Consider the following 21,912-nt stretch of genomic DNA (forward strand, 5'->3'; position numbering starts at 1 on the left):
TATGCGCGCACCGTCACCGATCAGTCACCGAGTGCTATTTTTTCACCGTCTCCGGGGTCGTAGCAGTGCCGCTGCTCCCTCCTGACGAACGCGACCCAGTTGCCGACCGGCGTCTCCCGGTCGTCGACAGGCAGCAGGATGTCGACGCCGACGGGCTCGGCCAGCCGGATGCGGTCGCGGTGCTGCGCCTCCTCCACGGCCCTGGCGACATCGGCCAGCGCGCACGAGCAGTACCTCAGGTCCAGCTGCTGCCCCAGGAGCGCCCGGATCCCGCCGAGGGCGGCGCGCTGCTCCGCCTCGGGCGTGAACGGCAGGTACCCGGCGGGCGGCAGCTCCGCGATGCCCAGCTGCTCCAGGGTGTACGGGCCGGCGCCGGCGGCCGCCGGCCCGATCAGGGCGCCCTCGCCGATTCCGGTGATGAGCCGTGCGACCTCCTGGCCGAGCTGGTCCTTGGTGTGGCTCTTGAGGAACTGCTGCTCCCCGATGAGGGCCAACTGCTCCAGCAGCGGCCCCAGATCCGCCGCGGGTGCCTGCGCGGCCCCCAGTGCCCGCGCCAACTGGTCCTGGAACTGGAGGATCTGGGCCGTGTACGCGTCCCAGGGCCGCATGCCGAGCCGTGACTGCCAGTACCGGTACGGCGGGGCCGCGGCCCGGTCGCGGCGGGCGGCCCAGATGTCGACCTCCCACCCGTCGGGCCTCCCGGGGTCGCGCAGGAGCACCGCGAGCCGGACGGTCCCGGGCAGTCCGGGGCTCGCGGACGGCGGGGTCCAGGAGGGCGGCAGGTGCGCGCTGCCGGTCCCGTACGGCCACGGAGAGTGCTGCGTACGCTCGGCTGCGAAGATCCGCGAGGCGAGGAAGTTGCGGCGGGAGGCGGGCAGTTGGTTGTCCAGGCCCCGCTCGGTGCCCTCCGTCAGCCGGATCCGGACGCCTTCCGAGACGTACGGGCGCCGGGTGGTGCCCGTACCCGCGCACGGGTCGTCGCAGTAGCTGCCCTGCACCGGGGCGTCGCCGTAGGGCCGGGAGTCGGGCGCCACTTCGACCCACCAGAACCCGTCGAGTCCCGGTTTCAGGCCGGTGAGCGGGAGCGTGACGAGGCGGTCCGAGCGCAGCGGACGCCCCTCCGGGGAGACGGCGAGGCCGCCGCCGACGCGGAGGGTGCCGTCCTGCACGCTGACCTCGTACCCCTCGACCACGCCGGGGCCGGCGGCCGCGCCGACGGCCAGGGCGAGTTCGCGGGCGTAGTCCTGGATGCGGCTCAGGTGTTCGGCGCGCAGGAACAGCCCGTCGAAGGGGTTGAGCCGGTCGATCCCGCCGTCGGCGGTCGCGGACGGGGTGGCGGGCGGCCCTGTCGGCGGGTCGGCGGGCGAGGCCGGCGCGGCGGTGCCTTCGCTGATCGTCATTCCTCGGTCCTCCCGGGGGCCGCCTGGCGCGGCAGATGGACGGTGACGACGGCGTCGTTCCCCTCGTCGGCGGTGCCCGGCGGGCCGCCTTCCAGGCCCGCGAAGGGCGCGCGCGGGTGCTCGCCGTACAGCGGCTTGGGCCCGGTGCCGCGGACGCGGATGCGGACCGTCTCGTACGCGGGCCGCTGGTCGAGGTCCACCTTGACCCGGCGGCCGTCGGCCGACACCCGGATCCCGGCGACCTCGTCGGTCGCCCATCCCCGGCCGGCGTCGGAGAGCGAGGTGATCTCGATGCCCTCCGGTTCGGCGGAGCCCGGCGCGAGCGGGGCGGTGACCTCGAAGCTCAGCACGGTGTGCTCGCGGCTCCAGTCGAGGGACCCGCGGATCAGGCGCGGGCCGCCGGCGTCCGCCTCGGCGGCGGCGCCGATGATCCCGGGCGCCAGGCCGCACACCAGCTCCTGGACGGTGGTGGTGGGCAGGACCGCGGTGCGCACGGACGGGTCGGCGCGCACCTCCTCGATGCGTACGCACCCGTCGTACTCGGTGAGTTCGACGGTGAGGCGGGCGAGGACGACGGGGGCGTGGTCCTCCGTCACCGGAGCCCACGGCGGGCACATGTCGCCCTCCTCGCTCTCCGGCGCCAGTGCGGTGGCGTCCGCGGCGGCCAGCCGGCGGAACGCGGCGAGCAGGGCCGGCGCCCGCAGGTGCGCCGGAACCCGGGCCACCTCGGCGGCCTCCCGCAGCGCCTCCTGGCCGGCGGGGTCCCCCGGGGCGGCCTCGTCGAGGCCGAGGAGGACCCGTACGCGGGGGTAGGGGCGCCAGGGCTCGGGGGCGGTGGAGCGGAGGGTGATCCGCGCGCTCTCCACGATCCGGGAGAAGTCGTCGTGCCGGCGCGTGACGTCGCACGGGTCGGCCAGGGCGGGCACCGGCCGGTCGGGGCAGGACGCGAACTCCGCGAGGATCCAGGCCTCGACGGTGCGCCGCCGGGGAGGCCCGGGCTCGGGGTCCCCGGCTGCGGGCGCCGGGCCGGGCCGCCCGTCCTGCGGCGGGTGCGCGTCGATCCACTCCCGCGCCCATGCGGTCAGGGACACGCACCAGGCCGCTTCGAGGGTGAGCTCGCGGCCGAGCCCGTCGACGGCCAGCCCGGGGAGCACCCTGAGCTCGTCGCCGTCGCGGGCGACCCCGAGCCCCCGGACGACGCCCGGGCCGTGCAGCCAGGCGTTGTGCAGCATCAGCTTGCCGCGCGGATTGCCCATCAGGACGCGGAAGTCGTCCTCGCCGAGCAGCATCCCGAAGGCCACGCGCAGCGCGAGGAACGGGTTGACGGGCAGCTCGTCCCCGCCGCAGGGGCCGGGACCGCACGGCCCGCCTCCGTGCGCGGGATCGGTGGGCAGGTCCGGGGCGGACCCGCCGCCGCAGCCGCACGGGGTGCTGCCGGAGCCGAGCGCCGTCATGAGCTCTCCTTCTGGGTACGTCTGTCGTTCAGCACGTGGGCGGAGGGGGGCGGGGAGCCGACGGCCGAGTCGGACGCGGGGCCGAGGGCCGGGTCGAGGGCCGGATCGAGGGCCAGCGCGGCCCGCCGGTCCGCGGCGGCGCCGCCCGGGGTGGCCGGTTCCCCCGGGAAGGGGCGGCCCGCCTTCCCGTACTCGCGCCGCATCGCGTCGACCAGGTGGCCCTGGCGGACCGCTCCCCCGTCGTCCGCCGCCCGGAAGGCCGCGCCGATCGCGGCGTTGCGGATCCAGCCGCCGGGCACCGGGTAGTACTGCGCGAGCCCCGCCAGGTCCACGTCGGCGTGCAGCAGGGCGCGGGGCAGGTGCAGCTCCCACAGGCGGCTGCGGCCCGCCTCGTCGGGGAGCGGGAACTCCACGACGAAGTCCATCCGGCGGATGAACGCGGCGTCGATGTTCTGCCGCAGGTTGGTCGTCAGCACGGCCAGCCCGTCGAACCGGTCGAGCCGCTGGAGCAGGTAGGCCGTCTCCATGTTCGCGAACCGGTCGTTGGCCTCGGAGACCTCCGTACGGGTGGCGAACAGGGCGTCGGCCTCGTCGAGGAGGAACACCGCCTGCGTGCGCTCGGCCACTTCGAAGCAGGCGGCGAGGTTCTTCTCGGTCTCGCCGATGTACTTCGAGACCAGCTCGGAGCCGTCGACCACCAGCAGGTCCCGGCCCGCCTCGGTCGCCAGCACCTCGGCGGCCAGCGACTTCCCGGTCCCGGGCGGCCCGGTGAGCAGCAGCCGTACGCCGCGGGCGGCCCGGGCGGCCTCCCGCAGCCGCCAGTCGTCCAGCACCAGCGCCTGGTGGCGCAGCCGCGCCACCGCGTCGCGCAGCTGGCCGTCCGCCTCCCCGCCGAGGACGAGCCGCGGCCAGCGGGCGTCCGGGCTGACCAGCTCGACGCCCGAGGGCAGCAGCGCCCCGGCGCGGGCCCGGATGGCGCCGGAGACGTCCGGGCTGCCCCCGTCCTCCTCCGCGTCGGGGTCCAGCCCTGCGCGGCTGTGCACGTCGAGGGCGACCTGGGCGGTGAGCGCCGGGTCGAGCGGGTGGCGCGCCGCCAGTTCCGGGGCGTGCTCCGGTGCTTCGGGCAGCGCCGCCCGCCAGGCGGTGCGCCGGTCCGCGGTGCCGATCGGCCCGACCGGCACGGTGAGTACGGGCCGCTGCGGCCCGGGGCGTACGGTGCCCGGCGCCGCACAGACGAGCAGCGGGCCGGGGATCCGGCCAACGGCAGGGGTGACCGGGCCGGCCCCGCCCGCCGGGGCCGGCACCACGAGCAGCGGCACGGCGTCCCGTACGGCGGCGTGCAGGCCCAGCAGCCCCATGGCGCCGGGGTCTTCGGGGCGGGTCCGGGCGGCGAGCAGGCCGAGTCCGGCGGCGCGGGCGAGGGCGGCGCAGCGGCTGAGGGCGACGGTCTCGTCCCGGGCGCCGACGAGCAGGATGCGGGGCTCGCGGGAGCGCAGGGCGGCGACGGCCCGGACGGTTTCGGGGAGTTCGAGCCAGCCGTCGAGTCCGGCGACCGGCGGGCCGGGGTCGGCCTCCTCCAGGGCGGCGGGCCAGGCGGGGTAGCCGTGGAGGGCCTCCCACAGCCCGTCGGCGAGGGTCAGGGAGCGTTCGTGGAAGGGGCCGTCGCCGGTGAGGGCGAGCACGCCCGCCCGTACCGCCGGGCCTTCGTGGAGCAGCCGGCGCAGGGCGACCCGGTCCGGCGCGTGCCCTTGTACGCCGCTTTCGGCTCCGGTACGGGCCGCGCAGTCGATCAGCAGGCCCGCGAGGCCCACGCTGGGGTGCGGGGCGCCGCCGGGGTTCATGGTGCGAAACGTCCGGGCCAGGCCCTCGTGTTCCTCGGGGAGTCCGGCGAACAGGACGAGCTCGGTCTCCAGGGAGCCGAGCCCGAACCGGTGCACGAGCCGGTCGAGCGGGGTGAGGGCCGGGGGCAGTATGCCGGGGGCGGCTGCGGCGCGGGGCGCGGCGCTCGCGGCCCAGTCGCGCAGGAACGCGGCGGATCCGCCGCCCGCCTCCTCGCTGCACAGGGTCTCGAGCAGCTCGGCCACCCGTACGGCGACGGCGGCGGCCCGGCGGGAGAGGTCGCGGCTGATGCGCTCAGACATAGCGGTACCTCACGACCGCGCCGAGCCAGCCCACCCAGCCCGGGTCGAGGTCCAGTCCGGCGCGACGGACCGCGAGGTCGGTGTCGGCGGCGGCGAGGTGCACCTCGATCCAGCCGGTCTCCGCGGTGATCCGGCCGGGGCGGCGGGCGACGGCGGCGACGGCGCCGAACGGGTCGTCCGCGTACCGCTCGTCGCCGAGGCGGGCGGCGGTGGCCCGCGCCCAGTCGGCGGCGAGCGCGCTCACGGCGGCCTGCTCGGACGGGGTCGCCGGGGCGGCGCGCAGGAGCCCGGCGGCCCGGTCGGGGCCGAGCCCGGCGAGGGCGAGGGCGGCCGGGTCCTCGGGCTCGAGGCCGCACAGGGCGCGGGCAGCAGTGTGCAGCACCCAGGGCAACGGCCGGGCAGCCAGGGCGGGTTCGGCGAGGACGCGGTCCGGGAGCCCGGCTTCGGCCGCCGTGGCGAGCAGGAACAGCAGCCCGGCCCAGCCCGTGGCCGCGCCGCCCGGCGGATGGGGACCGGGCTCCGGCCGTACGGGGGCCCGTGCGGCGGAGTCGCCCGCCGCGAGGCCGCCCGGGGCCGGTCCTGAACCGTCCGCACCGGCGCGGGGCGGGTCGGCGGAGGGAGGCCCCTGCGGCGGCGCGTCCCGGCCGGGCGGGGCTCCGGCGCCATCGGCGCCCGATGCCGGCCCGCCGTCCCCGGCGCATCCTGCGCCCCCGGCACACGTGCCACGTCCGGCGTCTCGGTCACACCCGGCGTGCGCGGCGCACCCGGCACCCGCGCAGCGTCCGCCGTCCGCGGTGCACCCACCGCATCCGGCACACCCGGCGCACCCTCCGTCGGGCAACTCCCCGATCCGTGGGTCCGGTTCGGGCGCCGGACGCGTGGGCCCGCCGGCCAGGGTTCGCAGGCCCTCTGCCAGGAGTGCGCGCAGGCCGGCCCGGGCGGCGGGCCGCTCCAGCGCGGCCGGGTCGGTTTCCGCCAGGACCAGCAGGGCCCAGGCGTCCGGCGTCGGTTCGGCGGGGCGCAGCCGGGACGCCCGGACCAGCCCGGCCAGCCGCGATCCGGCGAGCAGGGTACGGGCGAGCGCCCGGGTACCGGGGTCGGGCGCCCCCATGCCGGGCTCCTCGGGCGCCACGAGGGCGGCCAGGCGCTGCCAGCCGGCGCGCCCCCAGGCCCGGTCGAGTGCGGCGAGCCCGCAGTCCTCGGCGGCGCGGAGCACGGCGGCCGCGGCGTACTGCGGGTGGCGTTCCAGGGCGGCGAGCAGCGCCGGGCCGGGCGCCGCGTCCGGGGCGGGGTCGCCGGGGCGGAGGATGCCGGTCTGCCGCCAGGCCCACAGCCGTTCGCGGCGCCCGGCGGCGAGGCCGGCGACCGCGTCGGCGAGCAGTTCCACGTCGTGCCGGTAGTGCACGAGAGCGCCCGGTGCGGCGGCGCGGCCCTCCTGTACGGTCCGTTCGATCGCGGCGGCGACCGCCTGGGACCAGTCGCGGGCGAGCGCCGGATCGGGGCGGGCCAGGTCGAGGTCCAGGGTGAGGTCGAGCCGGGCCAGGCACCAGTGCCCGGGCGGCAGGACCAGTCCGCGCAGGGCCGATTCCAGGGCGCCGCCGACCGCGTGCCGCAGCGGTCCGCGCAGCCGGTCCGCGGCGGGAGGCGCCTCGGCGGGGTCGTGGCGCAAGGTCGCCGACAGCCGGTCGATGACCACGGTGGGGCCGCTCATCCGACGCGCACCGCCCCGGCGATGGTGCTCTCGCCGACGCGGGAGCCGGCGGCGGGCACGCCCACGATGCCGTCCTCGCCGACCCGGACCCGGCCCACGACCGCGGGCCCCCAGGCCGCTCCGGGGCCGACGACGGAGGTGAGCCCGAGGTGCAGGGCGCGGCCGATCCGCATGCCCGCGCCGAGCGGGCAGATGTCCACGAGGGTGTGGGCCGGTTTGTGGGCCTCCACGATGGTGCGGACCACGTCGAGTTGCACGGCGCTCGGATCGGCGGGGATGAGCACGCTGAACCGGTGTGCGGTGGCGGTGTAGCCGTCCTCTCCGGGCCGGACGCCGCCGACGGTGAACCGGCCCAGCGCCCCGGAGGTGCCTGCCGCGCCGCCCACGGCCGGTGCGGGGGCCCCGCCGGGTCCGGCGCCGAGCACGGCTCCGCCGAGTCCGCGCAGCCGCCAGTGCTCCACCACGCTGATGGGCAGCGGGAGGTAGAGCCGCAGGATGCGTTCGAGGCAGGCCACGGTGCCGCGGATGCGGAACAGGTCGTACGCCTGGGCGATCAGCTCGCGCCGGGCGGCCGGCGGCCAGCGCCGGTCCAGGGCCAGGCCGAGCAGCCCGGCCAGCCAGCCGAGGGCCTCCTGCGGGGTGGCCCGGGGGTCGAGCAGCAGGGTGCGCAGGGCGGCGCGGGAGTCCAGTTCGTGCAGCAGGCCTTCGGCGGGGGCAAGGAAGCGCTGCAGGAACGCGGCGTCGGCCTCGTCCCGGCTCCAGGCCCCGGGGAGCGCCGCGGGCAGCCGGTGTCCTGGCCGCTCCACGCGCAGGCCCCGGATGCGGGGGCTCAGGCGCAGGGTGCCGGCGAGCCTGAGCACGATCCACAGGTAGCGGCCGGGCGGGGCCTGCACGGGGGCCTCGTACGTCTCGAACCCGTCGTCGGGGTCGATCTGCGCCCAGGGCAGTTCGCGGCCGGTCGGGCGCCGGAACAGGGGCCCGGAGGGCGGCAGCCGCTCGGTGTAGAGGGCGCGGGAGGGCAGCGGCGGGGTGCGGTCGGCATGGCGCGCGGAGCGCGGTCCGCGCACGGGCGGCGACCAGGGCAGCGGGTCGGGGACGGTGTCCTCGTCGGTGGTCAGAAAGCTGACGCGGACCTCGGTGCCGGGCGGGATGCACGCGTCGAGGAACAGCCGGCCCCAACGGGTGCGGTACTCGCCGGCGTCGAGGCGGTAGCCGATGACGCTCCCGGCGGGCGTGTACCGGGCGGCGGGCCCGGCGGTACGGGCGAGGCCGTCGGCGGTGGTGAACGCGACGCGGCCGTCGGGTTCGACGGTCATGCCGCCGCCGTCGTAGCCGGGGGCGCGCAGGGGTTCGGTCTCGGCCCAGGCATCGCCGGCGGTACGGAACCGCCGGAACGGCTGCCCGGGGGCCCGGGCCACGACCAGTGCCCCGTCGGCGGTCAGATCGAGATCGGTGGCGTCGTCCACGACGAGCGGCCGGGTGCCGTCGGCGCGGGCGACGACGGCGTGCCCGCCTGCCGCCCCGGTCCACAGCACGTGGAGGTGTCCGGCGTGGTCGGCGATCCGGGTGGGGCGCAGGCCGTCGCTGCCGGGCGGGCGGCGCAGTACGGGTCCGCGCAGCGGGCCGCGGCGGCCCTGGAGCAGCACGATCCCGGCGGGCCGGGTGACGAGGACGGCCACCGCCCGGCAGTGGGCGGTGACGTCGAGGGGCCGGCGGTGCGGACGGTCGGCGCTGCGGACGGGGACCCGGCGCAGCAGCCGCTCGCCCCACAGGTCGACGACGTGGACGGCGCCGGCGCCGGACTCGGCGATGAACAGCCGCTGGGCGGCGTCCACGGCGAGGCCGCGCGGGACGCACAGGGTGCCCGGCCGCTGGTGGGGCGGGCCGTCGCCGCCGCCACCGGGCGGGATGACCTCGACGCGTCCGGCGCGCGGGTACGAGCGGTAGGCGCGGCCCCAGCGGTCGAAGGCGAGCCCGGCGGGTCCGTGCACGGCCGTACCCGGGTCCGGCGCGGCCTCCGGCTCGGGTTCCCAGGCGAGACAGACCCCGCCTTCGTCGAGGAGGGCGGTGGACTCGTGGCGGCACCGCAGCCACTGGTCCGGGTCGGCCAGGACGCCGATCGCGCGGTCGCCGTACATCAGCACACCTCCGGGGGCAGCGGTACGACGACGGGGTCGCCGGGGGGCGGTGGCGGGGAGCCGTAGCCGGCGCCGACGGGCAGCGGGCTGCCGGTGACGACGGTGATCTCGGCGAGGCGCGGCACCTCCCACGGGTTCAGCGGGACGAGCGGCAGCGGGGTCCATCCCGTACCGGCGCGGCGAGCCAGCAGCAGTTCGTCCTCGAGGTACTCCAGGCCCTCCACCTGGACGGCGACGGCCTCGAGTTCGGCCCGCCGCACGGCGCGGCCCAGCGGCCAGCCCGCGCCTTCGGGCCCGTACGGCGGCAGCGGGGCGAGGTACTGGCGCAGGATCAGCTCGACCCAGCGGCGCACCGCGTCGGGCTGGTAGCCGTCCCGGGTCCGGATGCCGACGGACACGGCGAGGTCCACGTAGGTGGGCGGGATGACGTACAGCTCGGTGGTGACCAGGCGCCGGGGGGCGAGGTACGCGGCCACCTGGCGCAGCAGGGCGAGGTCGGGCAGCGGGGCGCCGGGGTCGCGCAGGTCCTCGGTGGGGAAGACGAGCACGCTGACGACGCCGGCGGCGGGCTGGGTGGGCGTGTCGGGGTGCAGCAGGGGCAGGGTCTCGGCGCGCCGTACGCCGGGGACTTCGAGGGCGAGGGAGCGGAAGTCGTCGGGGGTGACGGCCCGGTCGCGGCGGTGCACCTCGGCGGGCAGGGCGTCGAGGGCGTCGGCGAGGGAGGCGGCGTCGGCGCCGCCGTACGCCGGGAGCGGGTTGGTGACCTTGACGCCGGAGACTGCGGTGAGTGCGCCGACCGCGCCTGCCGGGACGTTTCCTGCGGAGCCTCCGCCGTACCGGTAGGCGAGGACGCGGATGCGCTCGCCGATCTGGGGCAGTCGGCAGCGGGCGCCGAAGCGGACGAGTCCGGCCTCGGCGTCGAGGGTGTAGTGCCGGTCGAAGGGGCCGCTTGCGGCGAAGTCCTCGACCTCGGTCCAGGGCCGCCAGCCGTCGGCCTCCTCGACCTCCAGCCGGACGCTGCCCGCGAGGACGGGGCGCTGGGTGAGGCGCAGGACCTGGTCGGCGTCGGCGGTGCCGGTGCCGAGGAGTTCGGGTGCGGCGGTGCGGGCCTGGACGGCGCCGACGGCGTTGGCGCCGACCCAGCGGATGCGGTGGATGGCGTCGTTCTCGTCGGCGGGGCGGCGTACGCGCAGCCAGCCCAGGACCCGGGCGGCGGTCTTGTCGTCGTCGAGCGGCGGCGGGCTGTGCAGGCCGCCGCTGCCGGTGCGGCCCCTGGGGTGGGTGGGGAAGGCGGCGGGCAGCGCGACGGAGACCACACCGGTGGTGGTGAGCCCGCGGCTGGTGTCGCCGAGCACGGCGAGGGGGGTGAAGGCGGTGGGGGCTCCGGGGCCGTTCCACAGTTCCCAGAGGAAGCCGGGCGGGGCGCTCACGAGGTCGCCCGCCCGCAGCCGGGTGGGGTCGTGGGTGTCGCGGGCGCGCAGGTCGTAGGGGCGCGGGAGTTGCTCGTCGGGGACGACGCCGAGGAAGAGGGTCCGGCCGGCGAGCAGGCGGGGGTCGGTGGTGTTCTTGGCGAGCAGGGCGATCCACAGGGACCGGTCGAGGGTGGCGGCGACGTCGAGGGGCGGCCGGTCGGGGTCCAGCGGGTCGGCGGGGACGGCGGTGGTGACGTAGAAGGAGACGGGGGCCCCGCAGGCCACCCGCCCCCGCTCCTCCTTGGGCAGGGCCTCGACCGCGTTCTGCCGGCGCCGGCTCTCGGCGGAGCCGGGGGCCTCGGGGGCGGGCGTCTTGCCGACGGCCAGGGTCTCCAGGGGCCAGGCGACGACCTCGTTGTCGGTCTCGAAGGCGACCGCGCCGGCCCGGGCCTCGGCTCCGCGCAGCACCTGCACGCCCTCGGGGCGTTCGGTCTCCAGGACGAGGAGGGTGCGGGCGGTGAGCGCGGGACGCGGGCGGACGCCGAGGAGGCGCAGGAAGGCGACCTTCGTGGCGTCGGGGATCTGGTTGAAGCGGAAGAGCAGTGACTCGCCGAGGTGCGCGAAGAGTTCGAGCAGGGCGATGCCGGGGTCGCACGCGTTGTGGTCGGTCCACTCGGGCGCGTAGACCGGGATCCGCTTGACCAGCTCGTCCCGGAGCTGTTCGAAGGTGCGGTCGTCGAGGATGGGGCCGATCAGCGGCATACCGTCGTCACCCGGCCTCTACCGCAGGTAGAAGGGGTAGACGAGGTTGGCAGGGCGCAGGTCGAGCAGGTGGACGTAGGCGATGTCGATCCACACCAGGGTCGGCTCCTCCCCCGGGGTCACGGCGACCTCGGTGACCCGGATCCGGGGCTCCCAGGCGGTGAGCGCCTCGGCGATCTCGGCGGCGATCGCGGTGCGGGTGGCGGGGGTGTTGGGGGCCATGAGGTGGCGGCGCAGTCCACAGCCGAAGGTGGGGCGCATGATGCGCTCCCCGGGCTCGGTGTCGAGGATCGTCTCGACGGACTGCCGGACCGCGGCGGCCCCCGCGACCCACCCGAGCCCGCCTCCGCCTCCGTTTCCGTTTCCGGGCCGGAACGGGAACCGCACCCCGGTCCCGAGCCGGGCCTCGCCGGGCGTCGCCCCCGCCGGGCCCGTGGCCCGGCTCGTGCCTGTGCTCACGCTCATGGGTCCGATCCTCCCCGGCGGGCGTCACCGCGGCGTCGCGGCTTCTCCCACCGGCTCGTACTGTCGGCCGCTGCTACCGGCGCCGGCGTTCGGAGCCTGCCTCGTACACCGTCCGCGCGGTGGTGAAGCGCCCGGCGCCGAGACGTTCGCGGAACGCTTCCAGCATCGGCCGCACCAGCTGACGGCCCGCTTCCGCCCCGAGGAGGTCACCGACGGTCCCCCATGCGGTCGCGAGCCGGGCGTACGCGCTCACGTCGTCGCCCAGCGCCTCGGCGGCACGTACGGCCTCGGAGACGGCGGCCAGGTAGGCGATCGGGTCGGGTACGTCCAGAGCGCCTTGGCGGGCCTGGTCGAACCGTCGCAGCGCGAGGGCCGGGTCACCGGCGAGCAGCGCGATCCGGCCTCCGGTGATACCGCGTTGCACCGCCGCCGCCCCGTCACGCGGCTCCGTGCCCGTGACGGCGGCCCACACGTCTTGCGCGGTCTGCGGATCGACGTGGGCGACGGCCAGGGCTGCGCCCAGCGCGGCCGCCTCCGCCTCGTCGGGCGCGCCGTGCGCGGCGAACAGCTCCTCGGCGTCCATCAGGTCACCGGCCGCGTCGTGCCAGCGCTGCGCGGCGGCGCCGGCAGCGGCCCGGCGCTGCAGGATCCGTGCCCGGACCAGCGGGTCCTGCGCGGCGTCCAGGGCGCCGAGCACCGCGGCGAAGCCCTCGTACGCGGCCTCCGCGTCGCCCCCCGCCAGCAGTTGCTCGGCCTCTTCGGCCCGCAGCGCCCGGCGGACGGCGTCCGGCGGTTCCGCGGCGGCCGCCCGCTCCAGATCGTGCCGGGCGGCTCCGAGGTCCCCGCGCAAGCGCTGTGCGGTCGCGGCCAGCAGCAGGCAGGACCCCTCGCGCCCGGGCTCCGCAGCCCGGCCCCACAGTCCGGCGGCCTCCTCCAGCGCGGATGCCGCCGTCCCGAGGTCACCGTCCTCCAGGGCGGCCGTGGCCAGACGTTCGAGGGCGTCGGCGAGTTCGGCCGGGTCGCCGCCGCGCCGTCGCGCGACCTCGTCGCGGGCCGCGGCGGTCCGTGGCACTCCGGGGGCTCCGGGGGCTCCGGGGGCTCCGGGGGCTCCGGGGGCTCCGGGGGCTCCGGGGGCTCCGGGGGCTCCGGGCATCGTCGTCATCGGCTCTCCTTCGCTGTGTATCCCTGGGCCTCCAGCCGGGATCGGGCCTTCGTGACGGCCCGCTCCCGGGCGGCCCGGTGTTCGCCGGCCCAGGCCCGCATCCGGGCGAGCAGTTCGTCGTGGACGCCCTGTGTCCGCTCCTGGTCACCGGCGGCGGCCCGCCGTTCCTGCCGCGCCTGGTTCCCGGTCGCCTCGGTCTCGCCGAGCCGCTCCTGATGACGCGCACGCAGCTCGTCCACCTGCCTACGGCCCTGGTCGAGTTCCTCCGTCGTCTGCCGGTTGCGCTGCCCGACACCCTCGATGCGCGCCTCGTTCGCCTGCATGCCCGCGCGGCGGTCCTCCATCCAGTCCTGTGCGGCGTGCGTCTCGGTGACCCGGCCCAGGGCGGCGATGAGCCGGGCCGAGTCGGCACTCGCGCCCCGGGCGTCGGCGCCGACACCGCCGGGGAGGTAGCCGAACAGGTGCGCCAGCCCCTGGAACGCCCGCAGGCTGCCCACGAGCGTGGCGACCGCTCCGGCCCCCTGGACGGGCCGGGCCAGACTGCCGAGGGCCCGGCCCGCCGTGGACTGCTGCTCCTTGTTCGCGGCCCCGGTGCGCTCCGTGGCGGCCGACTGCGCCTGACCGCCCGCGACCAGCTGCTGCGACACCTCGCCCGCCCGGCCGAGCTGCGTGTCCTGCCCGTGCTGGATCGCCGCCTGTCCGGCCATCCGCCCCTCGGTGCGTGCGAGATCGGCCTGAGCCTGCCGCGCCACGGCGATCCGCTCACGCAGCACCGCCAGTTCGGCCGGGGTGCCAGGTGGCGCCGGATAGGCCGGGTTGACCGGGATGTCCACCGACTCGCCGGGCCGCAGCCCCGCAACCCGGGCGGTGTACTCCGGTCCGAGCCGCGACGGCTCGCGCCCCCGGTCGGCCTCGCCCCGCTGCCGTCCCAGCTCGCGGCCCTCGCGTACGCCGAGCGCTACGGGCTCGGGCAGCAGTTTGCCCGTGGCCGCATCGACGGCGACGCGGGCATCCGCCCGGTCGGCGCGCAGCCGCTCCTGGGCCCGGGCGAACGCGGCCGATCGCTGCGCCGGCGTCGTCCCGCCGGCCCCGACCCCGGCGCGCTGCCGGAAGTCGGCGAAGTCCCGGTAGCGCAACACGGAGGAGCCTGCGTCCGGCGTCTTGGTGTGTACGTTCAGCGGCAGCGGGTGCGTGGGGTCGTACGCGAACCGCGTGAGGCCGTAGCCGCTGTGGTTGCCGTCCGTGTCGTACACCGGGAAGTGCAGCTCCGAGCTCTGCCGACGACCCGGCGTGCCCTGCCCGTGCTGGAACTGCAGCACGCTGAAGTCCCCGCCCGCCTGCGAGGGCTGGCTGTTCAGCCTCCGCATCACGGGATCGGCCGTGGTGGGGTGGCTGTGGTAGATGATCTCCAGCGGCCCAAACGCCCCGCTGGGCAGACGGACACTGCCGGGCCCGCCCTGCACGACGTGGTAGCGCCCGACGGAGTCACGCCACACCCCCGACTCGCGGCCCGGGTCGGCCCGTACCTGTGCTTGGTACTGCGCCATCGCCTCGGCGCGGTCCCATGTGGGCTGGAGGGTCGGGGTGTGGTCCGGGTACGGGGAGGCGGGCGCCGACGGGCCGTGCGGGGTCCCGCCGGGGGCGGCGGGCGACGGACCCTCCACGGGGACGACGCGGCCGGTGTCGGGGTCGACCGGAGCTCCCCGGTCCGGCGCTGCCCGGCCGCCGGCGCGCAGGCGGTCGATCTCGGGCTGGGCGAGGGGCACGTTCTCGGACTGCCACGCCACCTGGGCGGCCGCGTCGAGCTGGCCGCGGGGCGTGAGGCTGCCGTCCTGGGAACCCACCCGGGCCTGTTCGACGGCGGCGTCGATCAGCCGTTCCTGCGCGCGGTGGCGGGTGTTGGTGCTCGTCCTGCCATCCTCGTGCGTGACGGTCACGATGAGGTCCGGGTCACGTCGGCTGTGCAGCTCCTGCATCGGCTGCGTGTCCCAGTCCGCCTCATGGATCCCCGACTCGGCCGCGTGGCGCGCGGCCGCGGTGTGCCCGGCCTGGACGGTGTCGCCGGTCATCCCGGTGGCCTCGCGGTGGTCGGCGGCCTGCTTGTTGGCGTACTCCCGGGGCTCGCCGGAACCCCAAGGGGTGGTGCGCCGGGGCAGACCGGGCCGCTCGTCGCTCAGTCGCGCCCGGACGACGGGGTCCTCGTTCAAGTTGCGGACCAAGGGGGCAAGGTCGCCGAAATCGGTGGGATCGTGCACGGGGGAGGGCCCGGACGCGGCAGGGAGGGCAGCCGGGGCGGGGTGGGGTGCGGTGTCCGTGGGGGCGCGGGGCGCAGCGCGGTCCGGGGCCGGGGCCGGGGCCGGGGCCGGGGCCGGGGCCGGGGCCGGGGCCTGCGGCATCTCGACGTGCAGGCGCGGGCCCCCGGACGAGGTGACGGACATGGGCGGGCTGCCGTGTGCGGCACGTTCCTGGAGACGCGTGATGCCCCGGTCGATGCGGTTGCCGCCCGCCGTGCCGGCCCGGGAGCCGGCCTTCGCGGCCAGCGCTCCGGCCACCGCACCACTGATCTGGCCCGCGGCCGAGGACAGTTGCCCGCCCTGTTGCTCGACCTGGGCCGGGTCGCCCTGGGAGTCGAAGGCGTGCAGGGCCCGCAGCGCCGTGACCACCGGCCGGATGACCACGGTCGTGATCAGGCCCACCGCGGTCGTGGCGATTCCCACGGCCGTCGCAATGCCCGACAGCGTCAGGGCCAGCGGGGCGAGGGTGCCGCCGGACAGCACCGCCCCCACCCACATGGCGACCGCGATGCCCCCGAAGACACCGGCCAGGACATCCATCAGCGCCGTCGCGACGTCGAGCACCTCGGCCAGGCCTTCGAGGTCGTTGGCGAGCCGCTCGTAGCCGGTCCCGGTGCCGATCCGGCCGAAGGTCTGCCGGGTCGCACCCCAGTCGCGGGCGACGAGTCCTGCGAACGCCATCACACCGCCGATGGCCGGGCCCAGGCCCGGGACGGGGGCCGCCAGTGCCCCCCGGGACACCGCGAGCGTGGCGAGCCGCCGGGCGGCGAGCTGCCCGATGGCCACGCTGACGGCGCTCATCGCGAAGGCCGTCGCGACGCCGCCGGCCGCACCCTCGGCGACACCCTGGCCCGCCATGTCGAGCAGGAACCTCACCCGCTGGTCGGTGCCGGCGGTTCCGAATTCTCCGAACGAGGCCGCCCAGCGCTCGTGTTCGGCCAGTTCCGTGGTGATCAGGTCTCCGTCGTCGAGCCCGGCTCCGCTCCCCGCGGCCCGCTCCCCGCCCCGACGGCCCCCCGCCTCCCGGTCCCCGGTCTCGTGCGCCGCGGTCCCGCGGTCTCCGGCTTCCCGGGCGCCGGTCTTCCTGTCTCCGGTCTTCCGGGCCGAGCCCTCGTGACCTGGGGCGTCGTGGGCCGCGGCCTTCCGGTCTCCGGTCTCCGGGGCCAAATCCTCAACGTCTCCGGCCTCCCGGGCCCCGGCTTCGCGGCCTGCGGCCTGTGGGTCCCCGGCTCCGGGCTCCACGGCCCGCTCCCCGGCCCGACGGCCCCCCGCCTCGCGGGAGCCGGCCTCGTGGGGCGCGGCGTTGCGGTCTCCGGTCTCCGGGGGCCCGGCCCTCCGGCCCGCAACGGCCCGGTTCATGGCCGGCCCGCGCGGCGGCGGGCCGCTCGCGGCCGCCCTCGCGTCAGCCTGGTCCGCAACCGGCGACGCGGCGGGCCCCGGGAGCACCAGGGACAGCTCCGCCGCAAGCCTTCCGGGGGCGGCGGGCGCGGGTGCCGTGCGGGCCGCGGCGGGTGCGGGGGCAGCCGGGACGGGGGTGCGGACCGGTTCCCGGGCCGCGGGGGCCGGAGCGGCCATCTCATCCCCCCTCGCACAGCGGGTCGTTCACCGGCGGCAACGGCACGGGCGCCGCCGGCACCGGGGCGGTGGCGGGCGGAGTGACCAGGTCCACCAGGTCGTCGAGGTCGTCCTGGGCGAAGGCATCGCTCGCGTCCCTGAGGCGGGCGCCCGCGCCCTTGGCGCCGAGGAGTTCGTCGAAGGCGTCCGTCTCCGCCCGTCCCATGTCGGCCAGGGTCCTGGTGCCGTCGAAGAAGGCCTTCAGCGCGGCGGCCGCCTCCAGCGAGGGCGGCAGGCAGAAGCGCAGGGCGAGCAGCCACCACAGCTGGAAGAGGAAGACCACGATCGGCAGGAACAGGCTGAACACGAAGAACGCCACGATCATGAAGATCTCGAGGGCGAAGGTGCAGGTCCGCGAGGCGGTGCCGCCCACCGAGCCACCGCTGGGCGTACCGCCGCCCGGGTCGAAGGACATCTGCGAGCCCGGCGGGCTGGTGATCGCGACCCCGCCGGGGCCGGGCGGCGCGGCGGCCCGGGCGGCCACCGCCCGGAAGTCGGGCATGGTGATGGAGATCTTCCGGTTCTTGGTGCCCTCCGGGTCGAAGAACGAGGCGAGCCGGAAGGGTTCCGTGGGCTTGCTCCAGGAGATCTGCGGCGGGCAGTGCTCGTGCCCCGGCCGCGGGGCGCGCCGTACGAAGCAGCGCAGTTCGTAGACGGAGCGGTCGTCGAGCTTGGGGGCGCCCCGGTCGTCGTGGTCGGCGGAGGCGGTCGGCACCACCCCGAACCACAGCGAGCGCTCCGGCGGGGGCGTTCCGTGCGCACAGTCACCCGAGCGGGCGGGCAGCCGCCACATCGGCAGCTCCTGCTCCCGGTCCTCGGGGCGGCCGGCCGCAGGGGGCTCGCCGAGCCTGCGCCACTGGCCGCCCGCGGCCCCGGCCATCCACGCCTGGGTCTCCTTCTTCAGGTCGACCTGGTCGAGGAGTTCGCGGTGGGCGTCCTCGAAGGCCGTGCGGTCGGCGAGATCGGCCCACAGCACGTCCCGGGCCTCCGACTGGTACGGGCCCGTGTCCGGCCCCGGTCGCCCACCGGCCGCGAGCAGTTCCGCCGTCAGCCTGCGGGAGAGCGTGCGCAGCACCTTCGGCGGCGCGTCCGTCTCCACGCGGCGCCGGCGCATCACGAAGCCCACCTCGAGGCCTTCCGCCGACTGCGGGCGCGGCAGTCCGGGCCGGTCGCAGAAGAGCTCGACGACGACCGCGTAGAACCGCTCGTGGCTGGGCTGGTAGAGCTTGCGCAGCCGGGTGCGGACCAGCCGGTGGGTGGCGAACCGGGCCCGGCCCGGGCCGCGCTCGGCGAGGTCGACGGGTACCGGGTACGACCAGACGTCCTCGTCGGGGTCGAACTGCAGCGAGTCGCGCGGATCGGCCACGAGGGCCCGGACGAACTCGGCGGAGGCGTACTTCTGGAGCGCCGGGGCGTGCGCCGAGGGGGCGAAGCGGTCGAAGTGCCCGCGCTCGCAGGCGTACCAGGGGGCGAGGACCTTGAAGCCGTGCCCGGCGTGCTCCGTGGCGGCGGTCACCAGATGTTCCCGGCGCCGGGGGTGTAGGCCGGGGAGATCACCACTTGCTCGGTGACCAGCGTCCCGCATTTCACCAGGCCGCTGAAGGTGGACAGCGGGGAGTTCACGGCCACCATCGGCGCCTTGACGTCGACGGACACGTTCGCCTGGACCTCCACGGCGGTCGGCGTCAGCCGCACCACGCATCCGCCGCTGTGCCGGATCGTCACCTGCTGGGTGGCGTCGTCGAGGGTCACCTCGTGGCCGGACGCCATGGTGATCCGCACCTTGGCCGCGCCCCGGGTGTCGTCGAACTCCAGCCGGCTGTCGGCCCTCGACCGCAGCGTGCGCAGGTTGTTGGCGTCCTCCGGCTCGTGCGGCAGGGCGGTACGGCCGTTCCAGGCCGCGCCGAGGACGTACGGGCGGCGCGGGTTGCCCGCCTCGAAGGCGACGACGACCTGGCTGCCCACCTCGGGCAGCACCAGCAGGCCCTGCTCGTCGTCGGCGTACGGGGAGCAGAGCGTGGCCCAGGCGCGTACGTCGCGGTCCCCGTCCCTGCCGAGCCAGGGGAAGCGCACCTCCACCCGGCCGAGCCGTTTCTCGTCCACGATGTCGGTGACGAACGCCGGGTAGACGCCGAAGTATCCGGGAGCGGAGCCGTCCGCAGGAGCGGGCAGGGACATCACACCACCTCGTTCAGGCTGGAGCGTTCGGCGTCGAAGCGGGTGCGGAAGCCGTGGTCCGCGTCGAAGGTGTGCCGGATCCGGGTGACGTGGTACCCCTCGCCCTCGAACGGCGCGCCGACCGAGCGCAGGGTGAGCCTGCCGCCGACCACGAGATCGGGGCTGCCGTTGGTGGTGCCGGCGACGGTCACGAACCGGCGGCCGCGGCGCAGCATTTCGGCGCGCGCCCAGGTCCCGGCCTCCTCGGCGGTCAGGGCGGCCTCCCGGACGCGCAGGCTGGTGCCGGGGCCCAGGGCCCGGGCCAGGACCCTGGCCCCGGTGCGGCCGCCGGCCGTCTCCGCCTCGACGACCTCGGGGCCGGCCCGTTCGTCGACGACCTCCCGCCGGTCGGCGTCGTATCCGGTGACGGCGACCTCGCTGCGCTGGTGTGCGAGGTCGGCGCAGAGCCTGACCGACATGAGCTCGCCGCCGTAGACGAGGGTCTGCGGGGTCGTGCCGCGGCTGCCGCGGGGGCGGAAGTGCAGGGTGCGGCCGGTGGCCCACAGTTCGGCCTGGACGAGCCGGGCCCGCTCGCGCAGGAAGGCCAGATCGCTCTGGTTGAGCTGCTGGACGACGTCGTAGCGGGGCCCGGGGACGTCCGCGTCGGCGGCGAGGCCGTGCTCGCGCGCCACTTCCTCGGCGACTCCGGCGTCGGTGGTGTCGTGGTACGTGCGCATGCGGCGGGTCATCCGCAGCCGCATCAGCGCGTCCTCGGCGTGGACGAGGACGAGCGGCGGTTCGCCGTCGCCGAGGACGAGTTCCAGGCCGGAGACGACGCCTTCGAACACGTACCGCTGGCGGGAGGGCGGGCCGAGGGCGACCTTGAGGGCGCTGCCGAGGCCGACCGTGGACCCGTCGAGGTGCCGCAGCCGGTCCTGGGGGCCCTTGGCCCCGGCGCCGACGGCGAGGAAGTGCCCGCGCAGGGTGCGCAGTCCCTCGACGCCTTCGGCGACCTCCAGGCGTACGCAGTCCCGCGCGAGGTCCCTGACCAGGGCGCCGGCCACCTCGAAGACCGGCGAGACGACCGCGATCGCCGGCTCAGTCATCGAAGCCCTCCGCCGCGACGCGGGCGGCGAGCCAGGCGGCCCGTTCGCAGGCCTCGCGGTGGTGCTCGGCGGCCGCCCACTTCCCGCCCGCCCGGTCCGCAGCGGCGGCCGGCGGGGCGGCGCCGCCCGCGGGCACGACGTCGGTGTGCAGCTCTCCGATGTACACGCTCATGGCGGGCCTCCTCGCGGTGTCCACCTCAGGGTGGTCGGGCCCGCGTCACGGCCGCGTTGCTCGCAGTCGGCGGCGGCCCGGCCGGGCGCGGCGGGCGGCAGCCGCTCCCACGGGGCGGCTGCGGGGTCGGGCGGCGGGATCTCCTCGCGCCGGGCCCGGTCGGCGAGGCTGCGGGCGCCGCCGGCCCGGACCTCGGCGAGGGTCGCGGGATCGGCGCGGGCCCGCAGCGGTATGCCGCGGCCGTAGCCGAGGGAGCGGCGGTCGAGCGCCGGCGGCGGCGCGGATCCGGCCGGTCCTGCGGGCCGCGCCGGCTCCCGTACGGGCGGCCCGGCCGGGCCCGTACCCCCGGTCGCCGCGGCCGGCAGCTCGAAGCTCTGCCGGGCCCGCACGGTGGCGGAGTCCACTGCGGCGCCCGCCACGATGTCCGCCGATGCGGCGATCCCGCCCCCGGCGCTGAGGACGAAGCCGGCGAGCGCCGGATCCGCCCCGGGCCCGCCGCCGGTGCCGAGCGCGGCGGCCAGGCCCCCGACCGAGGTCGGCGCGGCGTCCCCGGCGAAGCCCGCCGAGAGGCTGATCCCGGCCGCGGCCGCGAACCCCGCCGAGACCTCCGCGCCCAGCTGGACGGCGGCCCCCGCGGCCAGCGTCAGCGGGCTGTCGAGCCCGCTCATCGCGCCGCGCCAGGCCGCCGGGTCGAGCCCGAGGCGGGACAGCAGCTGCTGGGCGGACTCCCCGTCCTGGGCCTGGACGACCTGCCGGGGCCGGTTCGTGCCGGACGTACCGGGCGCGGCTCCGGTCCGCTGGTCGCCGGCCTCGGTGGCGCTCCGGGCGTCGCGGGTGGCGGGGCCTTCGGCGTGCGCCTGGTACGCGAAGTTCTGCTCGACGATGGTCACCCCGACCTTGGCCCGCAGCGGGGTCCCGTCGGGCGCGAAGTGGTCGAGCTCCTCGTTGACCTGCGTGACGATGCCGTTGTAGCGGAGCGTGCCCCAGACGAAGCGGACGGCGGGCGGCGGGTCGGAGGGCTTCGCCGGGGGTTCGACGAACTGCCGTACCAGGGCGGTCCAGCGGCGTACGTCGACGTACTGACCGCCGCCGCGCTGTTCTGCGGTGTCGAATTCGAGGTCGAAGGTGAGGGTCGAGCCCTCCTGGGCGGGATGCTGGACCTTCTGGTTCCGTGTGGTCGCCCCGCCCCGGTCGACGTTGTTGTTGCGGCTGATCCGCAGGGTGGCCGGGTTGAACTGCACGGCGAGGGGCCGGCTGCCCTCGGCCTCCTTGACCAGCGGCGGCTGGTCCTTCCCCGGCTGGGCGGTCACCGTGAGCTGCTGCAGGGTGGCGTGGACCAGGGCCGTCACGGGGTCCGCTCCAGGCGCAGGCCCTCGTGGGCGATGTGCAGTTCCTCCACGGCGATCTCCCCCGTACGGGCGTTGAGCGTCGGTCCGGTGATCTTCAGCGGCAGTCCCCGGACGAACGTCCAGTGCGCGACCACCCGTCGGCCCGCGGGGTCGAGCACCTCCACGTCGCCGTCGTACCGGGGGACCGGGGCGCCGCCTGCGACCATGCCGTGCAGCCAGTCCCACAGGCTCGTGTCGGCGCTCCCCCCGTCGGAGGCCACGAGCATGCCCCGTTTGAGGACGAGCGGCTGGAGCCTGACCCGCCCCACCCGGCGCACCACTTCGTCGTTCGCACCCCCCTGCAGGTACTCGCGGACGTCGGCCTCCAGGGCCAGCCCGGCGCATTCCTGGAACCCGCCGTCGCCGAGCCGTTCGGGGGCCCGGTCCGCCACGCCGGGGCCGACCGCCGCGGAACCGGGCGCGCCGGCCTCGGACGGCGGCCGCGGGATGGGGGGCGGGGGCGCGGCGGTCCGGCCGGGCGTGGCGCTGCGCGTGAGCCGCACCCGGAATCTGAAGGTCTGCACGAGCTCGGGCAC

At 76.9% G+C, this 21,912-nt stretch carries 15 protein-coding genes; all 15 read right to left on the minus strand.

Annotated elements, in window-relative coordinates:
• Window positions 1-20 precede the first annotated feature (20 nt).
• Entirely contained in the window at window positions 21-1,400 is a 1,380-nt protein-coding gene (locus tag OG299_RS09305) for a hypothetical protein (RefSeq protein ID WP_327361197.1), read from the minus strand.
• Window positions 1,397-2,854: a hypothetical protein gene (locus OG299_RS09310; RefSeq protein WP_327361198.1), complete on the minus strand. Its 1,458-nt coding sequence runs from the start codon at window positions 2,852-2,854 to the stop codon at window positions 1,397-1,399. The genes OG299_RS09305 and OG299_RS09310 overlap by 4 nt, the downstream gene beginning before the upstream one ends.
• Complete coding sequence (locus OG299_RS09315; RefSeq protein WP_327361199.1) at window positions 2,851-4,995, minus strand: ATP-binding protein; 2,145 nt, start codon at window positions 4,993-4,995, stop codon at window positions 2,851-2,853. Before OG299_RS09315 ends, OG299_RS09310 begins: the two co-directional genes overlap by 4 nt.
• The gene (locus tag OG299_RS09320) at window positions 4,988-6,706 is read right to left on the minus strand and encodes a hypothetical protein (protein WP_327361200.1); all 1,719 of its coding nucleotides are present in this window, start codon (window positions 6,704-6,706) and stop codon (window positions 4,988-4,990) included. Before OG299_RS09320 ends, OG299_RS09315 begins: the two co-directional genes overlap by 8 nt.
• The gene (locus tag OG299_RS09325) at window positions 6,703-8,844 is read right to left on the minus strand and encodes a phage tail protein (protein WP_327361201.1); all 2,142 of its coding nucleotides are present in this window, start codon (window positions 8,842-8,844) and stop codon (window positions 6,703-6,705) included. Before OG299_RS09325 ends, OG299_RS09320 begins: the two co-directional genes overlap by 4 nt.
• On the minus strand, window positions 8,844-11,018 hold the full coding sequence (locus OG299_RS09330; RefSeq protein ID WP_327361202.1) for a putative baseplate assembly protein: 2,175 nt from the start codon (window positions 11,016-11,018) through the stop codon (window positions 8,844-8,846). The genes OG299_RS09325 and OG299_RS09330 overlap by 1 nt, the downstream gene beginning before the upstream one ends.
• Before the next feature lie 18 nt (window positions 11,019-11,036).
• Window positions 11,037-11,483 carry a GPW/gp25 family protein gene (locus OG299_RS09335; protein WP_266634731.1) on the minus strand — a complete coding sequence of 149 codons (447 nt, stop codon included), beginning with the start codon at window positions 11,481-11,483 and terminating at the stop codon, window positions 11,037-11,039.
• A gap of 73 nt (window positions 11,484-11,556) precedes the next feature.
• Window positions 11,557-12,645 carry an ATP-binding protein gene (locus OG299_RS09340; RefSeq protein WP_327361203.1) on the minus strand — a complete coding sequence of 363 codons (1,089 nt, stop codon included), beginning with the start codon at window positions 12,643-12,645 and terminating at the stop codon, window positions 11,557-11,559.
• A complete protein-coding gene (locus tag OG299_RS09345) occupies window positions 12,642-16,514 on the minus strand; it encodes a hypothetical protein (RefSeq protein ID WP_327361204.1) in 3,873 nt (1,290 codons plus the stop codon). Before OG299_RS09345 ends, OG299_RS09340 begins: the two co-directional genes overlap by 4 nt.
• 1 nt (window position 16,515) lies before the next feature.
• The gene (locus OG299_RS09350; protein ID WP_266634725.1) at window positions 16,516-18,069 is read right to left on the minus strand and encodes a hypothetical protein; all 1,554 of its coding nucleotides are present in this window, start codon (window positions 18,067-18,069) and stop codon (window positions 16,516-16,518) included.
• Window positions 18,066-18,731, minus strand: coding sequence for a phage baseplate assembly protein V (locus OG299_RS09355; protein ID WP_266634723.1), 666 nt, complete (start codon window positions 18,729-18,731; stop codon window positions 18,066-18,068). The genes OG299_RS09350 and OG299_RS09355 overlap by 4 nt, the downstream gene beginning before the upstream one ends.
• Window positions 18,731-19,816, minus strand: a complete 1,086-nt coding sequence (locus tag OG299_RS09360; RefSeq protein ID WP_327361205.1) for a phage late control D family protein — start codon at window positions 19,814-19,816, stop codon at window positions 18,731-18,733. The genes OG299_RS09355 and OG299_RS09360 overlap by 1 nt, the downstream gene beginning before the upstream one ends.
• Window positions 19,809-19,988, minus strand: a complete 180-nt coding sequence (locus tag OG299_RS09365) for a hypothetical protein (RefSeq protein ID WP_266634719.1) — start codon at window positions 19,986-19,988, stop codon at window positions 19,809-19,811. The genes OG299_RS09360 and OG299_RS09365 overlap by 8 nt, the downstream gene beginning before the upstream one ends.
• A complete protein-coding gene (locus OG299_RS09370; RefSeq protein ID WP_327361206.1) occupies window positions 19,985-21,337 on the minus strand; it encodes a CIS tube protein in 1,353 nt (450 codons plus the stop codon). Before OG299_RS09370 ends, OG299_RS09365 begins: the two co-directional genes overlap by 4 nt.
• Window positions 21,334-21,912, minus strand: a complete 579-nt coding sequence (locus tag OG299_RS09375; RefSeq protein WP_327361207.1) for a phage tail protein — start codon at window positions 21,910-21,912, stop codon at window positions 21,334-21,336. Before OG299_RS09375 ends, OG299_RS09370 begins: the two co-directional genes overlap by 4 nt.

Origin of the sequence: Streptomyces sp. NBC_01296, from assembly GCF_035984415.1 — a bacterium.
Lineage (GTDB): Bacteria > Actinomycetota > Actinomycetes > Streptomycetales > Streptomycetaceae > Streptomyces.